The organism is Pedobacter sp. PLR (genome assembly GCF_026239675.1).
GTDB lineage: Bacteria > Bacteroidota > Bacteroidia > Sphingobacteriales > Sphingobacteriaceae > Pedobacter.
In genome coordinates this window covers 218,977-240,429 of sequence record NZ_JAPIVQ010000001.1, presented here as the reverse complement: position 1 = coordinate 240,429, position 21,453 = coordinate 218,977, and the positions used below count along the sequence as shown (strand labels likewise).

The 21,453-nt window shown below is 41.6% G+C and carries 22 protein-coding genes; 14 read left to right on the top strand and 8 right to left on the bottom strand.

What is annotated here, in order from left to right:
- Positions 1 to 321: 321 nt before the first annotated feature.
- The gene (locus tag OQX61_RS01035; RefSeq protein WP_265839780.1) at positions 322 to 507 is read right to left on the bottom strand and encodes a hypothetical protein; all 186 of its coding nucleotides are present in this window, start codon (positions 505 to 507) and stop codon (positions 322 to 324) included.
- A gap of 411 nt (positions 508 to 918) precedes the next feature.
- Between OQX61_RS01035 and OQX61_RS01030 the strand changes: the two genes are divergently transcribed.
- Complete coding sequence (locus OQX61_RS01030; RefSeq protein WP_265839779.1) at positions 919 to 1,143, top strand: CDGSH iron-sulfur domain-containing protein; 225 nt, start codon at positions 919 to 921, stop codon at positions 1,141 to 1,143.
- A 447-nt stretch (positions 1,144 to 1,590) separates the two neighbouring features.
- On the opposite strand, the gene OQX61_RS01025 is transcribed toward OQX61_RS01030, so the two are convergent.
- The 3 genes from OQX61_RS01025 to OQX61_RS01015 form a co-directional block, all read right to left on the bottom strand.
- Positions 1,591 to 2,163 (bottom strand): hypothetical protein, encoded by a 573-nt coding sequence (locus OQX61_RS01025; RefSeq protein ID WP_265839778.1) that lies wholly within the window; start codon positions 2,161 to 2,163, stop codon positions 1,591 to 1,593.
- 434 nt (positions 2,164 to 2,597) lie between these two features.
- Entirely contained in the window at positions 2,598 to 2,849 is a 252-nt protein-coding gene (locus OQX61_RS01020; RefSeq protein ID WP_265839777.1) for a hypothetical protein, read from the bottom strand.
- Positions 2,850 to 2,919: 70 nt separating this feature from the next.
- Positions 2,920 to 5,088, bottom strand: coding sequence for a S46 family peptidase (locus tag OQX61_RS01015; protein WP_265839776.1), 2,169 nt, complete (start codon positions 5,086 to 5,088; stop codon positions 2,920 to 2,922).
- Positions 5,089 to 5,219: 131 nt separating this feature from the next.
- Here OQX61_RS01015 and OQX61_RS01010 point away from each other — a divergent pair, with 131 nt between their 5' ends.
- From OQX61_RS01010 to OQX61_RS00950, 13 genes are all read left to right on the top strand, one after another.
- Entirely contained in the window at positions 5,220 to 5,696 is a 477-nt protein-coding gene (locus tag OQX61_RS01010; RefSeq protein WP_265839775.1) for a GAF domain-containing protein, read from the top strand.
- Positions 5,689 to 6,294: a DNA-3-methyladenine glycosylase gene (locus tag OQX61_RS01005; RefSeq protein ID WP_265839774.1), complete on the top strand. Its 606-nt coding sequence runs from the start codon at positions 5,689 to 5,691 to the stop codon at positions 6,292 to 6,294. Before OQX61_RS01010 ends, OQX61_RS01005 begins: the two co-directional genes overlap by 8 nt.
- 82 nt (positions 6,295 to 6,376) lie before the next feature.
- Positions 6,377 to 7,666 carry a kynureninase gene (kynU, locus tag OQX61_RS01000; protein WP_265839773.1) on the top strand — a complete coding sequence of 430 codons (1,290 nt, stop codon included), beginning with the start codon at positions 6,377 to 6,379 and terminating at the stop codon, positions 7,664 to 7,666.
- Positions 7,663 to 8,523: a bestrophin family ion channel gene (locus OQX61_RS00995; RefSeq protein ID WP_265839772.1), complete on the top strand. Its 861-nt coding sequence runs from the start codon at positions 7,663 to 7,665 to the stop codon at positions 8,521 to 8,523. Before kynU ends, OQX61_RS00995 begins: the two co-directional genes overlap by 4 nt.
- Positions 8,524 to 9,423, top strand: coding sequence for a histone deacetylase (locus OQX61_RS00990; protein ID WP_265839771.1), 900 nt, complete (start codon positions 8,524 to 8,526; stop codon positions 9,421 to 9,423).
- Positions 9,424 to 9,425: 2 nt separating this feature from the next.
- A complete protein-coding gene (gene topB / locus OQX61_RS00985) occupies positions 9,426 to 11,288 on the top strand; it encodes a DNA topoisomerase III (RefSeq protein WP_265839770.1) in 1,863 nt (620 codons plus the stop codon).
- A gap of 36 nt (positions 11,289 to 11,324) precedes the next feature.
- Positions 11,325 to 12,416 (top strand): MBL fold metallo-hydrolase, encoded by a 1,092-nt coding sequence (locus OQX61_RS00980; protein ID WP_265839769.1) that lies wholly within the window; start codon positions 11,325 to 11,327, stop codon positions 12,414 to 12,416.
- 65 nt (positions 12,417 to 12,481) lie between these two features.
- Positions 12,482 to 12,862: a hypothetical protein gene (locus OQX61_RS00975; protein ID WP_265839768.1), complete on the top strand. Its 381-nt coding sequence runs from the start codon at positions 12,482 to 12,484 to the stop codon at positions 12,860 to 12,862.
- On the top strand, positions 12,850 to 13,692 hold the full coding sequence (locus OQX61_RS00970) for a hypothetical protein (protein WP_265839767.1): 843 nt from the start codon (positions 12,850 to 12,852) through the stop codon (positions 13,690 to 13,692). The genes OQX61_RS00975 and OQX61_RS00970 overlap by 13 nt, the downstream gene beginning before the upstream one ends.
- Positions 13,693 to 14,625: a tRNA (adenosine(37)-N6)-dimethylallyltransferase MiaA gene (miaA, locus tag OQX61_RS00965; protein WP_265839766.1), complete on the top strand. Its 933-nt coding sequence runs from the start codon at positions 13,693 to 13,695 to the stop codon at positions 14,623 to 14,625.
- A 64-nt stretch (positions 14,626 to 14,689) separates the two neighbouring features.
- A complete protein-coding gene (locus OQX61_RS00960) occupies positions 14,690 to 15,193 on the top strand; it encodes a hypothetical protein (protein WP_265839765.1) in 504 nt (167 codons plus the stop codon).
- Between the two features lie 133 nt (positions 15,194 to 15,326).
- A complete protein-coding gene (locus OQX61_RS00955) occupies positions 15,327 to 15,872 on the top strand; it encodes a DUF3347 domain-containing protein (protein WP_265839764.1) in 546 nt (181 codons plus the stop codon).
- 125 nt (positions 15,873 to 15,997) lie between these two features.
- On the top strand, positions 15,998 to 17,284 hold the full coding sequence (locus OQX61_RS00950; RefSeq protein WP_062548119.1) for a citrate synthase: 1,287 nt from the start codon (positions 15,998 to 16,000) through the stop codon (positions 17,282 to 17,284).
- Between the two features lie 66 nt (positions 17,285 to 17,350).
- On the opposite strand, the gene OQX61_RS00945 is transcribed toward OQX61_RS00950, so the two are convergent.
- The 4 genes from OQX61_RS00945 to OQX61_RS00930 all read right to left on the bottom strand — a co-directional run bounded on the left by OQX61_RS00945 (position 17,351) and on the right by OQX61_RS00930 (position 21,431).
- Positions 17,351 to 18,394, bottom strand: a complete 1,044-nt coding sequence (locus OQX61_RS00945; RefSeq protein WP_265839763.1) for a DUF3667 domain-containing protein — start codon at positions 18,392 to 18,394, stop codon at positions 17,351 to 17,353.
- Positions 18,395 to 18,430: 36 nt separating this feature from the next.
- The gene (locus tag OQX61_RS00940) at positions 18,431 to 19,696 is read right to left on the bottom strand and encodes a nucleoside permease (protein WP_265839762.1); all 1,266 of its coding nucleotides are present in this window, start codon (positions 19,694 to 19,696) and stop codon (positions 18,431 to 18,433) included.
- Between the two features lie 102 nt (positions 19,697 to 19,798).
- Positions 19,799 to 20,413 carry a bifunctional nuclease family protein gene (locus OQX61_RS00935; RefSeq protein WP_265839761.1) on the bottom strand — a complete coding sequence of 205 codons (615 nt, stop codon included), beginning with the start codon at positions 20,411 to 20,413 and terminating at the stop codon, positions 19,799 to 19,801.
- Positions 20,414 to 20,459: 46 nt separating this feature from the next.
- Positions 20,460 to 21,431, bottom strand: coding sequence for an electron transfer flavoprotein subunit alpha/FixB family protein (locus OQX61_RS00930; protein ID WP_265839760.1), 972 nt, complete (start codon positions 21,429 to 21,431; stop codon positions 20,460 to 20,462).
- Between the last annotated feature and the right edge of the window lie 22 nt (positions 21,432 to 21,453).

The following is a 21,453-nucleotide window of genomic DNA, read 5'->3' as shown; positions in this document are numbered from 1 at the left end:
TTAATGAAAATTAAACATTTTCCCTAATCAAAAATAGTAAAATAGCAGGTTTATTTCTACAGAGATAAACATAATGGAAGTAAAGTGATAAGGTAACTATGTGTATCCCAATGGATAGTCTTACCTGTCTGGTCTTAAGAATGGTGTCTTCCGGGGAAAAGGGATGGGAGTGTACTGTTGTTTTTTTTCTAAAATAAAGAAAAAAAAATCCCGTTAAGGAAACGGGAAAATAGGATAACAGGGGTTTAATGCCTGTTATTGTGGTATTCTGTACCCAATAGTGTACAAAAAAAGCCGCTTTATAGCAGCTCTCTTATTTTATTATTTCTTTTCTGGTCCTTTTTCTGGGGCCTTTTCCGGTGGAGTAGATACAATCTCCCCGAATTCATTCACATAAGCCATCATGCTTTCAAGATCACCACCAGAAGAATTTTGTTGACGCTCTTGCTTGCGATGTTCTTTATCTTCTTTTTTCTTCTGCCTGTTTTTTTCTAGTTGCTTCTTCATGAAGGTAGCCTGAGATTTAGCCATAAATTCAATGTATTAGTTAAAAAATAACCTTCTCCTCTGGTTTTACCTATTCTGTTTGCTTGATTATTTGATCCCTTTATGAATCAATAATGGCTAGAATGTAATTTAATTCTCGGGAGGCAACGGATCAGCAACCTGGAGAAATTGAAACCTAATCATAAGATTGATTAGTGGGTAAGTAGAAAGAGAATAGTTGTAATGATATCCCGTTTCATGCAAATATAAACATTTTTAAGTTCATAATCAATTTTGAACATTGTTAAATCGTGGTTATTGAAGAAAGCTGATGTTTAGACACGTTTTTGTGCTTAATGTGAATGAATCTAAATTGCAATCAGGCGCTTTGTTTGAGCTTTCAATTTCTATTTTTGTCAAAAATATTTAAAGATGTCAAAAACGAAATTAACCATAAATAACAACGGATCTGTGAAGATCGAAGGAGACTTTGAAATCGTAGATATGCAGGGAAATGAATACGGATTGCAAGGCAGAACAGCATTGTCGATCTGTCGTTGTGGATTATCTGCCAACAAGCCTTTCTGTGATGGAGCTCACCGTGGTCATTTTGAGCATGATGCAGTTGCTTTCGAACTTCCTCCAAGAAAAGTATAAGTAAGGAGGTTTCCGGGCGATTTAACCGGTGATTAAAAAAAGGTGCTCAATTTGTTTTGGGCACCTTTTTGCGTTTGTGTATTTTTGGGATTGCTTTTCATTGCTGCCTCGAATGGCTGCTGGTTTATAAGCGCAATCCCATCATGGCGGAACTTCCTTCAGGCAAGACGTTCAATTGCTGCTGTCTTCAGTTTGCCTTCAACATCCTTTCGGTATGCTTCTCGATTGTCTTCGTCATTTCTCCATGTTTAATAGGTCCCTGCACCATCGTTGATAGGTCATTTGGACCTATCAAGGACCTATCAACCATCTATCAAGGATCTATTAAGGATTAAAGAAGTAGGGACACAATGCGGCAGCAGTACGAGGGTATCCCGAACTGTCCCACACTTATTTGACCTTACAAAAAAAATGGAGTTGAATTGGATTTTATATGGACAATGCCTGTTATTTCTCAAGTGTTAAGGTATAGCTTGCGCTGAGCTTTGCCCTAATGGTATCTGTAGTAGATTTTCTAAGTCTGATCACCACGCTGTATTTTAAGCTTCCATTGTTAAGGTAGGTTCTCAGAACCTCTCCATCAATTACAGGTGTTAATGACAGTCGCAGGGGAACGGCATCTATTGAGCCGGTATTTGCATATTTTGCTAAACTGTCCCTTTTTAGCCCGTTAATTAAGTTGACCCTGAGTGTGGAGATGCTGCTGAAATTGTTTTTCGCATCAACGCTGTCCTTTACTTTGGGTACATAGGTGATGCTGAAATCGGAAACCTTAACCTTTGTGATGTTTTCCAGACTAAAGTTTTCTCCGCCAGGGTTGTTGATCTCATCAATGATATTTACCGTAGCAGGCAGATTGTCGATGACGATGGAATCACTACTTAAGGCTGTAGGTGGAATGGAAAACAACAGGGAGTCTGGTTTAATAATGATATCGCGCTGGATGCTTTCCGAAACTTTATTGCAGGCAGACAATGCCATTAAAAGGGTAGCCGCTATTAAAAGTAAGTTCGCTTTCATATCAGCAAAAGTACGTTTAACTGGCGGAATTATAAAACGGATTTCATATAGAAACCAGGAGCTGATTTTAGGAGAAAGAGCCCTGTAGAAGAACGGGCTCCTGATGCGGACTCAGGCTTTATAGCGGGAACAAAATAGGAGGGAAGATACCTTTTTTGAAGATAATCACCTACCTTAGCAGGACCTCTTCTGGTATCTGTTTTTTAGTGTAAAAACTCAAAACCTCCCTAATATTTGGCTAATTTATCTACCCATATAAAGTTTTGTGTAGTATCTTAACTATTTGTTTTTCAGTGTAATTTATAGTAATAAGTTAAAGTAATACTGAGTGTTAGCTAGGTTTTGAGTTTCTTTTTGGTTGTATTTTACAGAATTAAATTCTGTTACTGAGTTAATCGTTCTGTATTACAGCTTGTTAACTTGGTTTTGGTCTACTAATATTGCTGACGGTTGTAGGCTGCTGAAAAATCAGATCTCATCTCTTTGAATCTTGCCACAACAGTGGCGATAAAAGCCTCGTCCAGTATCTGAAAAATCTCATTTGCTCCACCTCCTGTGAGGTCTAGCTCGGACAATTTGTAGCTCTGCTCCAGACCGCCTTGCTCGAATTTAATGATGTATTTCTGGTTCATATTGAACAAGGTGATTTTGCATTCCGGATGCGGTAGTTCTGCGATTACTCTCATGTGTTGTGGTTATAAAAAAAAGGGCCGTCTTAAAGTTGATTAAAGACGACCCGATGATGTAAAGTTAGGATTATAATTTAACGCCCATTTCCTTGATCAGGTAATCGGCTTTGTCGATTTTTGAAGCTACCCATAATACATAGCGGATGTCTACGCCAATCGATCTGCTATAGCTTTCGTTCCAGGCGTAATCATTAATAGTAGCACCGTAAGCGCGGTCAAAGTTAACACCGATCAGTTCGCCATAAGCGTTCATGATTGGTGAGCCTGAGTTCCCTCCTGTGGTGTCCATATTGTATAAGAAGGCTACAGGGACGTCATCCAGGTCTTTTTTGGCATATGGACCGAAGTCTTTAGCATCCCATAAAGCTTTGATTTGTGCAGGGTAACCGAAGTCAGGATTCCCGCTGGCTCCTTTTTCTAAAATGCCTTTAACAGTGGTGTAAGGTCTCATGTAAGAGGCATCAGCTGGCCAGTATCCCCTAACATAACCGTAGGTAAGTCGCAAGGTACTGTTGGCATCAGGGATGAAATCTTTTTTCATGAACTTCTCTTTTACATTCACATAATCCCCCATGACCTTATTTAAAAGGCCTTCACGGCGCTCTTTTTCAGGCTTGATTTCGGCGATTTGTTTAGCGATGTCTTTTTCAAATAACAACAGGCCGTCGTTGTAGTCGGCTATTGATTTAGGTGATTTTAACAAGGTATTCATGACGTAAGACTCGTCTTTAAGCTTGCTCAGGCCAATACTGTTGTCGATAAACTGGTCAATAACGGCGTTGCTGTTTGTTCCTTTGCTGGTGATTTTATTCACGGCAGTAACTTTTTGCATAGGATTGAAGGCTGCGGCATCCGAAAGCATTCTTTTGAAGATCTTTTTGTCGACATCCAGGTCGTATGCCTCGTAATTTACAGCCAGACTTTGTTTAAGTCTGTCGATGTTTTTGTCAAAGAAAGCTTGTTTCTGAGCCACTGGTTGTGCATCAAGTGCTGCTTTGAAGGTGTTGATGTTTTTGGAAACCCCTAATAAACTTGTCGAATTGTAGATTTGAGAGAACCATAGGTCTCTTTGTGCATCGCCATTGATTAGTTTGTATAGGTTGTCAATATCAGCCATTAAAGAGCCGTATTTTGCCTTTACATCTACATTGTTGTTGATGAATTCGGCAAGGGCAGCGTCTTCCTGTTTTTTCTGTGCAATCAGGTCAATACCTTTTAAGCCCTGAAGTTTACCGCGGTAGTTCTTCATGACATTGGCATTTCTCTTGATTCTGGTGGCTAGTTTAATCTCAGTAGTTTTGTTTTTCTTACCTGCATTTTCCATGGTTGTGTTCTGGAAATCATACAATTCAGAAGTGTATGGCAATAAGAATTGTTGTTGGTACTGGATAAACTCAGCCGGACGGTGACGGAAAGTTTTCCCCGGGTAACCTAAAATAAATACGAAATCTTCTTCGTTAGTACCTTTTGGGTTTACTTTAAGGAACTTTTTAGGGGTATAAGGAACGTTGTCTTTCGAGTACTTCGCAGGAGAGCCGTCTTTAGCTACATATGCGCGCATAAAAGAGAAGTCTCCGGTGTGGCGTGGCCATACCCAGTTGTCTGTCTCCCCTCCGAATTCGCCAATCTGACGATTCGGAACGTAAACCAATCTTACGTCCTGGATGGTTTTGTAACGGAACAGTACATAGGTTTTTCCGATAAACATTTCCGACACTTCCGCTTTGATAGAAGGGTCTTTTTTCTCCGCTTCAAGGGCGATGTTTTTCATCGCATTGTTGATGATTTGTAGTCTTGAAGCAGGGTCTTCTACCTGTGCTGCTGCACCTAATACCTTGTCTGAAACATCTTCATAACTATCAGTAATACGGCAAGTTAGTCCTTTTGCTTCAATTTCTTCTTCATGTGATTTGGCTACAAATCCATTGGTCAGGTAATCGTGTTCCGGCGTGCTGGCTAGTTGTACTGCGCTAAATGCGCAATGGTGGTTCGTGATGATCAGACCTTCGCCTGAAACAAATGATCCGGTGCATCCACCTACGTTCACCAATGCGTCTACCAGACTTGTGCCGTTAGGGTTGTAAATTTCATTTTGATTTATCTTTAAGCCTGCTTTCTTTAGGTCAAGTTTGCTAATCTCGCTTAAAGGAAACATCCCTTCGTCCCACAGCTTATAGCTGGAGAAGACCGCGCCAAAAGCGAGCAGGGAAGTGATTAATAAGATTTTCTTATTCATTTCGTTGGTGTATGTGATTATAAAACCACAAACTTAGATAAAATTTCGCAATTGAATTCGATTGCTTTTACGTCCGGATGGCAACAAAAGTATCGGGCTTTTGTATCTTTGGGTATTAATAGCAACCGGATATGGCAGAAGATTTAAAGATTTTAACAGATATAAGTAAAGAAGCGCAGTACCGTTCTTTGATCCCTCAGATCGGGGCATTGATTAGCGGAGAGACAGATCAGGTGGCTAATTTAGCAAACATCGCAGCGGCATTAAAAGAGCAGTTCAATTGGTTTTGGGTAGGATTTTACCTGGTTAAAGAAGATCAGCTGGTGTTAGGTCCCTTTCAGGGACCTGTAGCCTGTACCAGGATTCATAAAGGAAAAGGGGTGTGTGGCGCCTCCTGGTTGCAAAAAGAAACCTTAATTGTGCCTGATGTAGATGCCTTTCCGGGGCATATTGCCTGTGCAACGGCTTCCCGTTCAGAGATCGTTTTACCGCTTTTTAAAGGGGATGAAGTGATTGGTGTATTGGATGTTGATAGTGAGCATCTTGCTCATTTCGATGAGGTTGATGCAAAGTACTTAAAGGAAATAATTAACTTATTGAATGGCTAAACTACCTTTCTCTTTTTACCAGCAAGACGATGTGAATGCCCTGGCGATAGCGCTATTGGGCAAGCAGCTCTTTACTTTTGTAGATGGGCAACTGACTGCGGGGGTAATTGTAGAAACGGAAGCTTATAAAGGAATTGAAGACAAGGCTTCTCATGCTTATGGGGGGCGGTTTACGGACCGCACCAGGGTGATGTATGAGCCAGGGGGCTTGTCTTATGTATACCTGTGTTACGGGATTCATCATTTGTTTAATGTGGTGACAGCTGCAAAAGGTACACCTTATGCGGTGCTGATCCGTGGATTGGAACCAGTAATCGGTATAGAGGTGATGTTGGAGCGAAGAGGTATGCCGGTATTGAAACCGAACCTTAGTGCTGGTCCCGGTTCCCTGGCAAAAGCGATGGGCATAGACCGGCGCCTGAATGGTCTGGATCTTAACGGAACGGAAATCTGGATTGAGGATGCAACGGAAGAATGGTTGCCTGGAACGGTGGTGGCAAGTCACAGGGTGGGTGTCGCTTATGCGGATGATCATGCTTTTTTACCCTGGAGGTACTACCTTAAAGGAAATAAATATGTGAGTAAACCCCGGAGCTGACTGATCAGATTGGGGATAGGTTGTGGATAACAAATAGGCAGGTAAGTATATTTATTTGCCTTTTTTATTGATATTTGAGACAATGAATTTTGACTACACTTTAGCGTTTGCAAAAGAGCTGGATCTTGCTGATCCACTGGCTGATATTAGAAATGATTTTCTGTTTCCAAAGCAAAATGGTAAGCCATTTATATATCTCTGTGGTAATTCTTTAGGTCTTCAACCTAAAGCCTCACGTGAAGTGCTGGAGCAGCAAATGGCCAACTGGGAAAACCTTGCGGTAGAGGGTTGGTTTGAGGGAGAAGACCCCTGGATGTTCTATCATAAAGAATTGAAATCATTGATGGCACCCATCGTTGGAGCCAGTCCATTAGAGGTTTGCCCGATGAATACGCTGACGGTAAATCTTCACCTGCTGATGGTAAGTTTCTATAAACCTCAGCAAGGGCGGTTCAGGATTATCATGGAAGCCGGTGCTTTTCCTTCAGATCAGTATGCGATAGAAAGTCAGGTACGTTTTCATGGTTACGATCCTAAAGAAGCCATTATTGAAGTAAGTCCCCGGGCAGGGGAATACACCTTGCGTACCGAAGATATTATTGCACAGATAAAGGACCAAGGTGCAGAAATTGCCCTGGTGTTGTTTGGAGGGGTAAACTACTTTACGGGTCAGTGGTTCGATATGGAAGCGATCACTAAAGCTGGTCATGCAGCAGGTGCACTGGTTGGTTTTGATCTGGCCCATGCCGCAGGAAATGTGCCTTTGAAACTGCACGACTGGGATATCGACTTTGCCTGCTGGTGTTCTTATAAGTACCAGAACTCCGGTCCGGGTGGAATCAGTGGCATTTTTGTCCACGATAAACACTTTTCCGACAAAAGCCTGAATCGCTTTGCAGGTTGGTGGGGCTACCAGGAAGAACAACGTTTTAAAATGGAAAAAGGCTTTGTGCCTGAGGCAGGAGCCGATGGTTGGCAAGTGAGCTGTACCCAGGTTATGCCCATGGCTTTATACCACGCATCTCTGAAAATCTTTCAGAAAGCAGGTTTTATGGAGGTTTTAAGGGTTAAGAGTGAAGCTTTAACTGCTTATCTTATTTTTGCTGTAAATCAGGTGAATAAGGATTTGGGTTTTGAGCAATTCAAGGTGATTACCCCAACCGAATCCGCCGACCGTGGCGCACAGGTTTCCATCATTGCAAAAGACAAAGGGAAGGAAATATTCCAGCAACTGGTGGCGCATAATGTGCTTGGCGACTGGCGGGAACCGAATGTGATTCGCCTCAGTCCGGTGCCTTTATACAATTCCTTTGAAGATGTTTTTAAGACAGCTGAGCTGATGCTAAAAATTAGTAAGGAGATACTCGTATGATCAATTATAACCCTAAGGATTGGGTAACCTTTATATTCCATATCGATCAGGCAGATGTTTTTAGAAAGCTATGGGCCCTGATGGTCAGTGTGGCGATCTTTTCTGCTGGTATCGCATTTTTAGAGTTGAACTATCTGAAACTTTCAGAGACGCAATACGTGAAAAACATAGGTATGATGCACAGCCTGCTGGGTTTCGTCATTTCCATGTTATTGGTGTTCAGAACGAATACTTCCTACGACAGGTGGTGGGAAGGCCGCCGGTTATTAGGTGGCTTAACTAATGTCAGCCGCAACTTTGCGATCAAAATCAAGTCTTTAAGATTAGCAAAGGAAGATGAGGAATTCTTCGAATATGCCATCCCTAAATTTGCCTTTGCACTCAAGGAACACCTGCGGGAAAAACAGTATTTCGGGAAGAATAGTTTGCTGATTGCAGTGGATGGTGGAAAGCACATTCCAATTCAGATTGCAACCAGTATTTCTGGTCGTGTATACGATTTACAAGTCGCCGGAAAGATCAGTCATGAGCAGTTAATTATACTTAATGCAGATGTTGAGAAGTTTATGGATATCTGTGGTGGTTGTGAGCGAATTAGAAGAACGCCAATTCCATATTCCTATAGTGCTTTTATCAAGAAATTCATCTTTGTTTATGTGATCAGTCTGCCCATCGGATGGGTGTTCAGTTTAGGCTATTATGTGGTGCCGATTGTGCCCTTTATCCTATATGTTCTGGCCGGTTTAGAGCTGATCGCTGAAGAGATTGAAGATCCCTTTGGAGAGGATGCGAACGACCTTCCTGTGGATGATATCTGCAACAATATTGAGAAACATGTGGGGGAGATTTTAAACTAAATGGGGAGAATTGCCTGGCATCCTTTATTTGCCCACCCTTTGCCGGAAGGCCATCGTTTTCCGATGTTAAAGTACGAGTTGATTCCTGAGCAGTTGATGCATGAGGGCGTAATTACCCGGAAACAGCTCTTTGAGCCGGCACCAGCCAGTGAAGAATCAGTACTGTTAACACATGAAGCTGGTTATTGGGCGCAATTGAGGGATTTGACTTTACCAGCAAGAGCACAAAGGCGAATCGGATTTCCTTTAACCGGACAATTGCTGGAAAGGGAGCTCCGCATCGCGCAGGGGACTATTGACGGCGCTATTTTCGCGCAGTCGAATGGCATCGCCTTTAATGTGGCTGGTGGTACGCATCATGCCGGAAGTAATTGGGGCGAAGGCTTTTGTTTGTTGAATGATCAGGCGATTGCCGCAAATTACTTATTAAATAAAGGCTTGTCGCAACGCATCTTAATCATAGATTTGGATGTTCATCAGGGAAATGGTACCGCAGAGATTTTTGAAAAGGAAGATCGGGTATTTACCTTTTCTATGCACGGGGAGAAGAATTTTCCCTTTAGAAAGGAGGTTTCAAACCTCGATATTCCGCTTGAAGATGGTTTAAAGGATGATCAGTTTTTGAGGAAACTGGAAGCTGCGCTTCCGGAATTGTTAAAACATCAGCCTGATTTTGTGTTTTACCTGTCTGGCGTAGATGTGCTGGAAAGTGATAAGCTGGGCAAACTGGCTTTATCAAAAGAAGGCTGTAAGGCCCGGGACAAAGTGGTTTTTGCCTTTTGCAAAGACAACAACCTGCCCGTACAGGTGAGTATGGGCGGGGGATATTCCCCAAACATCCGGGACATTGTGGAAGCACATTGTCATACTTTTAAAATTGGTTTAGATATTTTTGAATAATTATGAAGATTGTAATTGCAGAAAAACCCTCCGTAGGGCGTGAGTTAGCTAAAGTCTTCGGTGCTACGACAAAAAAAGATGGTTACATTGAAGGAAAAGGGTATTCTTTTACCTGGGCCTTTGGTCATTTACTTCAATTGGCGCCACCGCAGGAATATGGTTTTATAGGTTGGAGAAGGCAACACCTGCCGATGTTACCCAAAAAGTTTAAACTGGCGATCCGTAAAATCAAAACCAAAGATGGTTTGGTGGAAGATCCCGGGGTAAGAAAACAATTGGATACCATCAAGATGTTGTTCGACGAGGCTACAGAGATCATTGTCGCAACGGATGCCGGGCGGGAAGGGGAACTGATTTTCCGCTATATCTATTATTTCCTGAAATGTAAAAAGCCGTTTAAAAGGCTCTGGATCTCTTCGCAAACTGATGAAGCGATCAAAGAAGGCTTTAGAAACCTGAAACCCGGGACGGATTACGATACCTTATTCAATTCTGCACATTGCAGGTCGGAATCCGACTGGCTGGTAGGAATGAATGCGACCCAGGCCTTGAGCATTTCCGCAGGAAACCGCTCTGTATTGTCGCTGGGACGAGTACAAACCCCAACATTGGCCATGATTTGCTCCCGCTTCCTTGAGATCAAAAACTTTGTGCCCCAAACTTATTACCAACTGGCAATACAGTTGGATAAAGACGGACAGCTGTTTAGAGCCATGTCGATCGCCAATTTTAGCAAGAAAGAAGAAGCACAGGAATTATTCGATAAAATTGAAGATGTAGCCTCTGGTTTCCCGAATGGTGGAAAAATCCTCAGCGTAGAAGCAAAACCAAGAAAAGAACCGCCTCCGCTATTGCATGATTTAAGTAGTTTACAGCAGGAAGGAAATAAAAAGAAGGGATTTACTGCCGATCAGACTTTGAGTTTGCTACAGGGCTTATATGAGAGTAAACTGATTACTTATCCCCGTACAGGGAGTAGGTTTATCGGTGATGACGTATTTGCCGGTGTGCCTGCACTGATTGAAAAGCTAAAAGACCATAAAGATTTTGGTAAACAAGCCCAGTTTCTGAGTACCGCCAAGCTGAACAAGCGCAGTGTGAATGCGAAGAAAGTTACGGATCACCATGCCATTCTGCCTACCGGAGAGTCTGCCTATCAGTTGAGCGGCGACAAACAGGCCATTTATGATATGGTTGTTGGTCGTATGCTGGAAGCATTCCATCAGGAGTGTGTGAAGGAAATCACCAAAATAACGGTTGAATCCGGTTCTGTATTTATCGCCAATGGTACAGTGATTCGTTCTGCGGGATGGAGATCGGTATTCAATGAGTCTGATGAAGAAAAGAAAGATGAGGAAAATCCGGCATTGCCGAAAGTGAAGGCAGGAGAGTTGTTGCCAGTAGTGAACAAGGCCTTCATGGAGAAACAAACCAAGCCAAAACCAATGTACAATGAGGCTTCTCTTTTGAAAGCTTTAGAGACTTCGGGTAAGGATATTGAAGATGAAGAGTTGCGTTATGCTATGAAAGACAGTGGTTTGGGTACTCCGGCCACCAGAGCAGCAATTATCGAAACCCTGATCAACAGAGAATATATCATCCGTGAGAAGCGGAATTTAGTACCTACACCGAAAGGGCTTGCGGTTTATGATGTGGTGAAAGACCAGAAAATTGCGCAGGCAGAATTGACCGGTCAATGGGAAAAACGCCTCGAAGAAATCCGTTCAGGAGCTTCTGTGGCTGATTTCAAAGCGGAGATTACAGAATATACCAAAGAGATTACCAATGAGATGTTGCTGGCAGGAAATGGCCTTGCGGCTAAATTAGCGCCACCAGCGCCAGTTCCGGCTTCGGATGTTAAGTAATGAAGCCAAAAGTTAGCTAATGAAGGCGGGATTTTAATGAAGAAGTTTATGTATGTGTTGTTAGTGCTGGTCATCCTGATCGGCGGTTTTGCCTTTTGGGTGATGAGTTTACCGGTGTTTGGCAGTTTATCTGAAGGGGCACGCCTCCACAGGATCAAAGCTTTGCCAAATTATAAGGATGGTGCATTAGAGAATTTATCACCTACCTCTATGAAACCCGATGAGGTAAGTTATCTGGATATGTTGCTGGCGATGATCAAAGGAAATGATCATTCGACCCCTAAGAAAACGCTTCCGCATGTGAAACCGGATTTTTCCAATATAGCCGGGGTTAAACTGATCTGGTTTGGGCATTCCTCTTACTTCCTGCAGGTAGATGGTTTGAACATTCTGGTAGATCCGGTGTTTTCTGCGCGGACTTCGCCATTCTCTTTTTTGGGCAATAAAAACTACGCAGGGACAGATTTTGTAAAGCCGGAAGATTTTCCCGCTTTAGATGTGGTTTTGATTACTCACGATCATTATGACCACATGGATCACCAAACGATTCTTAGATTAAAAAATAAAACAAAGCATTTTATCACTTCTTTAGGTGCCGGTGCCCATTTGGAACGCTGGGGAATTCCTGCGGATAAAATTACGGAACTGGCCTGGGGAGAAGAGACGGAACGTGTGGGACTGAAATTTTTAGCCAGATCTGCAAGACATTTTACGGGTAGGCTTTTTAAAAGAAACCAATCTTTATGGTCTGCTTTTATCCTGCAAACGCCAAAACACAAGCTGTATCTGGGCGGCGATTCCGGTTATGATACCCATTTTAAACAAGACGGAGATAAATATGGTCCTTTCGATCTGGCAATACTGGAATGCGGACAGTACAATCCTTACTGGCCAATGATCCATATGTTTCCTGAGCAAACGGTTCAGGCGGCAATAGATTTAAAGGCGAAAGTCCTGCTGCCGGTACATTGGGGTAAATTTACACTGGCTTTGCACGACTGGAATGAGCCGGTAATCAGAGCGGTTAAAAAGGGAGAAGAAATGAATTTGAAAATTACCACGCCAATGTTAGGGGAGGCCATTGTCCTGGATCAGGATTATCCTGTGAAAAGATGGTATCTGGATTAGTTTTCTCCTAAACAATATCCTGTAAATCATGTTATTGTATTTATACACCGCTAAAACCAATACTCATGAAAACTGATTTTGTAGAAATTTTTCAAACGATTAGAGCCACCATGCAACCTTATGAGGCTGTGGGTTTCAATGACCGTGTGAATAGTGAAACGGCTTATGAATTGTGGAGCGAAAAAGAGGTGCTGGTTGATGGTAAGAAGAGATTAGGGTGGTTTTTTGCCAGTGTGGTCATCGCAAAGGGATATGTTGGCTTTTATTTTATGCCGGTATATGTAGAACCGGAAATGAAAACTACTTTTGATCTGAAGCTATTGAAGCATTTAAAGGGGAAGTCTTGTTTCCACATCAAAAAACTGGATTTTGAGCTGCTTTCGATGTTAGAAAGTGCCATGGCAGAGGGATTCAAATTATATAAAGAAAAGGGTTGGGTAGATTAAGACCGGTTTGGCAATTAGATTTTATTACCGCATTAACGGATAAAGGCATCGTCTTTACCGAAACAGCGGGGAATGAGCTGGTCTTTCTGGACCAGCAAAAGGTGGCCATTCATTTGGTTTCCTTAACAGATGGCGGGAGTCCGGAAGATTTTATCGCCCTGCAAAGGAGTTATCAGGAGCAAAACTGCTACCTGGTTCATTTATGGGAAGACATTTGGTACAGTCGCAGGGAACAGGTATTGGGAAGAATAGCTTCCATCCTTGGTCTGAATAAAACGCTCCATGGCCGTAAAGGCAAAATCATGACCATTAATCAGGTACAGGCCGATGAGTTTCTTTTAAATCATCATTTACAAGGTTCTGCAAAGACAAAATATAAATTCGCGTTGGTGATTGGGGAGGAGATCGTGGCAGTCGCGCTATTTAGTGCCGCAAGGCCGATGACGCGCATTGCAGCTGATTACCGTTCCTACGAATTGGTGCGTTTCGCCAGTCAGGTTGGTTTTACGGTGACTGGCGGTTTTAGTAAACTGCTTAAACATTTTATCAACCTGGTTCAGCCAAATGACCTGATGAGTTATGCAGACAGAGACTGGTCGTTGGGCAATGCCTATGCTTCTTCCGGTTTTGAACTGGTCAGTACCACGGAACCTCTGGACTTGTGGCTGGATTTAAAGGATTTTAACCGAAAGACGTTACTTCGCCTGCCGGCAACACTGCAGGATGCGTTGAAGCCCCTGGATGAAGCCAGACAGCGACAGTTTTTAATAACACAGAATTATCTTCCTGTTTTCAATACAGGGAATTTAAAATACATTTTATACTTGTAAATGGAGCATCACCCACTACTGGTCATACTCGGACCTACGGCTTCCGGAAAAACTCAGCTTGCAGTAAAGCTGGCGGAAGCACTTGCTGCGGAGATTATCAGTGCCGACAGCAGGCAGGTTTTTAGAAATATGGACATCGGGACCGGTAAGGACCTGCAAGAGTACCATATCAATGGAAAAGATATTCCTTATCATCTGATCAATATCAAAGATGCCGGAGAGAAATATAATGTAAACGAGTTTAAAGAAGATTTTTACCGGATTTTTGAATCGCTTACCGCTAAAAACGTATTGCCGGTCTTATGTGGCGGGACAGGTATGTATGTGCATAGTATACTACTGGAACAGGAGTATACCGCAATTCCGGTAAATGAAAGTTTAAGAGAAGAATTATTATCAAAAGATATTGACGGGCTGAGGAAAATGTTGCGTAATTATCCGGAAGATGTAGTTGCCCATGCCGACCTTTCTTCTCATAAGAGATTGATTCGTGTCCTGGAGATCGCAGAATACTTACAACATCATGATTTTAGACCGGTAAAAAGGCCGTCAATTACTCCTTTTATCGTCGGACTGCAAACTGATGTCGCGTTGCGCAGGCAAAAAATCCTGTACAGAATGGAAGCCAGATTTAAAGAAGGGATGATTGAAGAGGTAAAAACGCTGCTGGAAATGGGGGTAGACCGCGAGACTTTAATTTTTTATGGTTTGGAGTATAAGTTTATTATCGCTTATCTGGATGGTAACCTAAATATGGAGGAGCTTAAATTACGTCTGGGGACGGCAATATGCCAGTTTTCAAAGCGTCAGATGACCTTTTTCAGGAAAATGGAAAAGGATGGACTGAAAATTCACTGGTTTGATGCCGCACAAAATGAAGCGGATTTATATGGAAAAATAATGACGGCTTACCAGCAGGATTTGTCTTTTTAAAGTATAAATTATTTCCAATGGCATACCTTTTGTAAAGGTCCTGGTATATCAACGAAATCATAAAATGAAAAAATCTACCACCTTTATAGCCTCGACAGCAGCTGTTGTAGCTTTATTATTTAGTACGAGTGTGAATGCGCAGAAACTTGGTGTAGGTGTTAATTTGGGTGTTCCTACTACAGACGGCTATAGCTTTGCTATAGGTGCCGATGCAAGAATGCAGTTCGATGTTTCAAAACAAATTTCCGTGCCGATTACAACTGGATACACGCATTTCCTTGGTGAAAACAAGAATGGTGTTGATGTGCCTGATTATGGTTATATCCCATTGAAAGCTGGTCTGAAAGTGTTTTTTGACCCAAGTGGATCCGGTCTATATGGGATGGGAGAAGTGGGGGCGGCCTTTGGGGTGACCAAAAATTCCGGTACTTCATTTCTGTATTCTCCTGCAATCGGCTATGCCTGGAGCAGTGGTCTGGATCTGGGTGTGAAATATGAAGGCTTACCTAAGAGCGGTTTAAATACTGGCCAGGTTGCTTTACGTGTTGCCTATGGCTTTAAATTATAGGTCTGAAAAAGACTTAATTACACTAAGCCCCTGTTTTTTTCAGGGGCTTTTTTATTTATTTAAAATTAAAACTGTAATTTAACCAAAAAACAGCTTATCATAGATCTGTTATTCATAAAACAAAGAAACTTATATGAAAAGATACTTCGCTGTAGCAGCAATTATGGTCGCTACATCTTGTACCAGCAACACGAATCAGAAAGTGGCTTTAAGTGCCGCCGATTCTACGTCTGCAACGGTAGCTGATGCCGCAACACCGGCAAGCATTAAATTAAAGGACGCCAATGTACAGTCCATCTATAACGGCTATATTGTCTTAAAAGACGCCCTGGTTAACGCTAAATTCGAAGACGCGCAAAAAGCGGCTGCGGAATTGAAAGTAAGTTTAACCAGTCAGAAAGGATGCGAAAGCACTGCTGTTACCGCAAATAAAATGGCTGTAGCAAAAGATATCGCCAGCCAAAGAAAAGATTTTACTACTTTAAGCGCAGACCTGATTGCCTTGTTTAAACATGCAGATGTGGAAGCAGGAACCATCTATGTACAACATTGCCCAATGGCCAATAAAGGCGATGGCGGCGACTGGTTGTCTTCTGAAAAGAAAATTCAAAACCCATATTACGGGGATGAAATGATGGAATGTGGTCGCGTAACAGAGGAAATTAAATCAGCGAAGTAATTTCGCAGATTCTTACTTACCCTTGACTCACATTTAATAATTATTTAACAGCTTTGTTAGCACTGATCAAATGCTAATCAAGTTGGATTAGCTAATTTTGTTTATTATAAATTTAAGATATATATATGTCAGATATTGCAGAAATTAAGATTGACGGAAAAGTCTATGAATTTCCCGTTATTACCGGTACCGAAGGGGAGAAGTCTATAGATATTTCGAAACTTAGAGATTTAACCGGTCACATTACCTTAGACTTTGGTTACAAAAACACCGGATCCACTAAAAGTGCAATTACCTTTTTAGACGGAGAAAAAGGGATTTTAAAATACCGCGGTTATTCTATCGAAGAACTGGCGGAAAAATCTACCTTTTTAGAAGTAGCATACCTGCTTATATATGGCGACTTACCTACAACAGAACAATTAACTGACTTTCAGGTTTCGATCAGCCGTCATACATTGATTCACGAAGACATGAAGAAGTTTTTAGATGGTTATCCTTCTAAATCTCACCCGATGGCACAACTGGCTTCATTGGTGTGCTCATTGTCGACTTTCTACCCCGAGTCTTTAAATGCAAACTCTTCGCCGGAAACCATGGATCTGACCATGATTAAATTACTGGCTAAGTTCCCAACCATAGTATCTTTCATTTATAAAAAATCTTTAGGTCACCCACTGATCTATCCAAAAAATAAATACGACTACGTCAGCAATTTCTTAAACATGATCTTCGGTCAGCGTACAGAAGAAATTGATATCGATCCGGTTGTCGTAAGTGCGATGAATACCTTATTGATTTTACATGCTGATCATGAGCAAAACTGCTCTGCATCGACTGTAAGAATGGTAGGTTCATCAGACTGTAATCTTTACGCTTCTGTTTCTGCGGGTATTGCTGCTTTATGGGGTCCACTTCATGGTGGTGCCAATCAGGCCGTAATTGAAATGCTGGAACGCATTAAAGAAGATGGTGGTGATACTGAAAAATGGATCAACAAAGCAAAAGATAAAAACGATCCTTTCCGTATGATGGGCTTCGGGCACAGAGTTTACAAAAACTTTGACCCAAGAGCAAAAATCATTAAGAAAGCTTGTGATGATATCCTGGAAAAATTAGGTATCAATGATCCGGTATTGGAGATTGCTAAGAAACTGGAAGAAGCAGCATTGAGCGATCCTTACTTCGTTGAACGTAAGCTTTATCCAAACGTAGATTTCTATTCTGGAATCATTTACAGAGCCTTAGGTTTCCCTACGGATATGTTTACCGTATTGTTTGCTTTAGGTCGTTTACCAGGATGGATTGCACAATGGAAAGAGATGCATGAGAACAAGGAACCAATCGGTCGCCCACGTCAGGTGTATGTTGGTCATACGAACAGAGAGTTTGTGCCTTTAGATAAACGCTAGTTCATTTAGCTCATAAAAAAACCGCTTCATCATTTGATGAAGCGGTTTTTTTATGAGCTTGTTTTTCTAGACCATAAAAGCTGATATTCCAATCCCTAAGATCAAGGTGATTGTCATTGCAATACTATAACAAACGATCAACAGGAAGTATTTTAATATCGTCATCCACCTGCTATTGCCATAGAAAGTCCGTAGAGACTTATAAATGTACCAGCTGATCCAAAAGAAGCTCAGAACAAACGTGAGCTCACCGATGTCATAAACATAACCCACAAGCCAGGTGACCAGGGTACTAATCAGGACAATCAGAAATATGGCCGAATGAACATGGAAGGAGTAAATCAAATGCTCAAAATAGTATTTCTTTTTAGTAAAATAAACAAGTTTAAGGATCAGTGCAAAAAGAGGAAGTAAAAGAAACATCATTTTCGGAACATTGTGCAAGAGACCGTCCTCAAACTTTTCTACTGACTCATTGGTTTGATTTAACTTGATGTTCTTTTTCTGAAGTGCAGCCATGACAAAGTTATCACGTTTCCCGGCTGGTAAATTGAGTTGTCTTTTCTCATAAGCCTCGATCGTACTGTCCAGTACCTCACCGAGTGCAGAAACATGATGACCTTTGTTAGCTTTTTTCGCGCGTTTTTTAGCCCGGTCTTTATTTTTTTTAATGGTCTCAACAATGTTTGGCCCATAAAAATCAATCGATTCTCCTTTTATTTTAGCCGGGTCGACCTGCTTTGTGGTCGTGTCTTTTTTTAGCGCAGGCGTATCCTTTTTAATTTCTATATCTGGTTCGTCCTTACCACCAAGGGCGACCAGAAAGAAAACAATACTGATAAAGATATACAGTTTAATGGGGTGTAAATAGGAAGCCCTTTTACCCTCCACATATTTTTGTGTCAATACGCCAGGTTGAAATAATAGAGGTTTGATGGTGCCAAAAAACTTAGATTCGAAATGAAAATAATCGGATACGGCATGCACTACCATATGTAGTGCATCTTCTTTAACAACGATGTTTTCTTGTCCGCACCAGGAGCAAAAATGAGCTTCTACTTCATGACCGCAGTTTAAGCAGTCCTTTTCTTTACGGTATTTACCAGACATAATAGTAAGTAGGTTGTTGGTTGGTTCGGTTGGTTTTTAATGGTTCAATGCATTAATCGCATTTAATTCCGCTTTGTTGTGTTTGTATTTGAAGATGAAAGGGAAGGTGATTGCCAATACCAGCGTATAAGCTGCAAAGGTTAACCAGATGCCATGCCAGTCTTTACTTTGATTTGCTCCCGTGAAGAAGTGTTCAATGATGAGTCCGCTGGTGAAACTTCCAAATAAAGCACCAAATCCGTTGACCATCATCATGAATAAGCCTTGTGCACTTCCTCTGATTTTCTCGTCAATCTGGGTCTCTACGAATAAAGAACCGGAGATATTAAAGAAGTCGAAAGCCATTCCGTATACGATACAAGACATAATGATCATCCATAATCCGCCGGCAGGATCGCCAAAGGCAAAAAGACCAAATCTCAGTACCCAGGCCAGCATGCTGAACAACATCACGTATTTAATGCCGAATTTCCTTAAGAAAAAGGGAATCGCCAGAATAAATAGGGTTTCAGAAATTTGAGAAATCGACATGATAATTGCCGGATACTTTACTGCAAGCAGGTTTGTGAATTCCGGGTTTTCCTTGAAATCGTGTAAGAAAGTGTCTCCATACGCATTGGTGAGCTGTAATGCCGCACCTAAAAACATAGAGAATAAAAAGAATACAGCAAATTTCTTTTGCTTGAATAAGGTGAAAGCTCTTAGTCCTAAGGCATCTACAAAAGATTTACTTTCCACTTTGTTAGACAATGGCGGACATTTCGGTAGGGTAAAGGCATAGATACCTAAAGCCAGAGAAACGCCTGAGGCGATGTAAAACTGGTTGGATGAAGCTTCATTTCCGGTTAAACTCACCACCCATAGGGCCGCAATAAAACCAATTGTTCCCCAGATTCTGATCGGAGGGTAGTCTTTTACAACATCTTGTTTGGCATTTTTTAGTGCAGTATAGGCAACGGTAATCGATAGCGAGAGCGTGGGCATGTAAAAGATCATGTTAAGCAGGATCACCCAGAAAAATGTTCCGGGGTTAGTCACCATTGGCAGGCAAAACAGTACACATGCACCAAGAATATGAAATGTTCCGTATAATTTTTCCGCATTGATAAAACGATCACAGATAATTCCGGCAAGTGCAGGCATGAAAATAGAAGAAATTCCCATGGTCGAGAAGATCACTCCGAACTCTGCACCTGACCACCCTTTATTCTGGAACCAATACACGCCAATAGTAATAAGCCATGACCCCCAGATAAAGAATTGTAAAAAATTCATCAGAGTTAAGCGCAACTTAACATTCATAATAATAATTTAGTTTTTTTTGAATTTATACTTCAAGATAGAACTATTTTGAATAGATCATCTAAATTGAGGTAAGATATTTAAAATAATATTGATAGTTAGTTATGCGGAATTTCTTTTGTTTATTTCGTCACGGATCCTTGCGGCTTTCTCATACGCTTCTTCGGCAATGGCCTCCTGAAGTTTCTGATTGAGCTCTTCCGTACTAAGTGACGAGTAATTTGAACCAGGGATGCTGGTGCTCATGTCTTCAGAACTGTGTTCTTTTGGAATGTTTTCCATGTTTTCTAAGAAGAGGAAGTCATTACCTTCAATGACAATACCGGCCGAAGAAAGGATAAATTCATAGGTATAGATGGTGGCATTGAAACGAACGGCCAATGCAATGGCATCAGATGTTCTGGCATCAATTTCCTGGATGGTTTCTCCATCAGTGCAAATGAGTTTGGCAAAAAATACACCCTCTACCAGGTTGTAAATCAATACCTCTGTGATTTGTACATGATAAGTCTGTGCAAAAGTCTTGAACAGGTCGTGAGTAAGGGGTCTGCTTGGGACCATCTTCTCAATTTCTATGGCAATAGCCTGCGCTTCAAACGCACCGATAATAATCGGTAAACGTCTTCTGCCATTTACTTCACCAAGAACCAGGGCATATGCACCTGATTGGGTTTGGCTGTAAGACAAACCGATAATTTCGAGTTTTACTTTTTTCATCTTAAGTAATACCCGGCCAAAACAAATGCTTCAGCCGGATATCTATTTATCCTTTATGTGCTTTTAATGCTTCTATTAATTGAGGAACTACTTCAAAGGCATCACCTACGATACCGTAATCCGCAACTTTAAAGAAAGGAGCTTCCGGATCTTTATTGATCACGACGATTACTTTTGAAGAACTTACGCCTGCTAAATGCTGGATTGCTCCGGAAATACCAATGGCGATATATAAATTCGGACTGATGGCAATGCCTGTTTGTCCAACGTGTTCTGAATGTGGTCTCCAGTCTGCGTCTGAGACTGGCTTAGAGCATGCTGTAGCTGCGCCAAGTAGTCCGGCAAGCTCTTCAATCATTCCCCAGTTTTCAGGTCCTTTAAGACCTCGCCCTGCGGAAACTACCAATTCTGCATCCGGTAAAGATACTTTGTCAGTTGCTCTCACGATTTCTTTAACGATTGCCGCTAAGTCTGTCGCTTTCACTTCAGGAGTAAAAGTTTCAATTGAAGTATCAACCGCAGATTCCTTTACGCCAAAGGCATTCGGGTTTAAAGCGATCACTTTAATCGCTGAAGTCAGTTCTGTAATGGCAAATGCTTTTCCGGAGAAGGCATTTTTCTTTACGCTGAACTTACCGCCATCCAGTTTAGGCAATTCTACTGCACCATCTACCAATCCTGCTTCCAGTTTTACCGCTACACGTGGTCCCAAACCTTTTCCGGAGAAAGAGTTTGACAATACGATAACGTCTGCATTTTCTTTTTTAGCGGCTTCCGCGATTACCGAAGCATAAGCCTGGTTTACGAAGTTTTTTAACTGGTCGCTGGCAACGTTTAACACTTTAGAAGCGCCGTATTTACCCAGCTCTTTAAGTTCGTTTTCTCCAACATTACCAATAGATATCGCGGTTAAACTACTTCCTTGTATATCTGCAATGGCTTTAGCATAAGATACTGCTTCGAAAACAGATTTCTTAAACTTACCATCGACTTGTTCTACATATACTAAAACTGACATAAGATCTTTGTTAAATAATTTT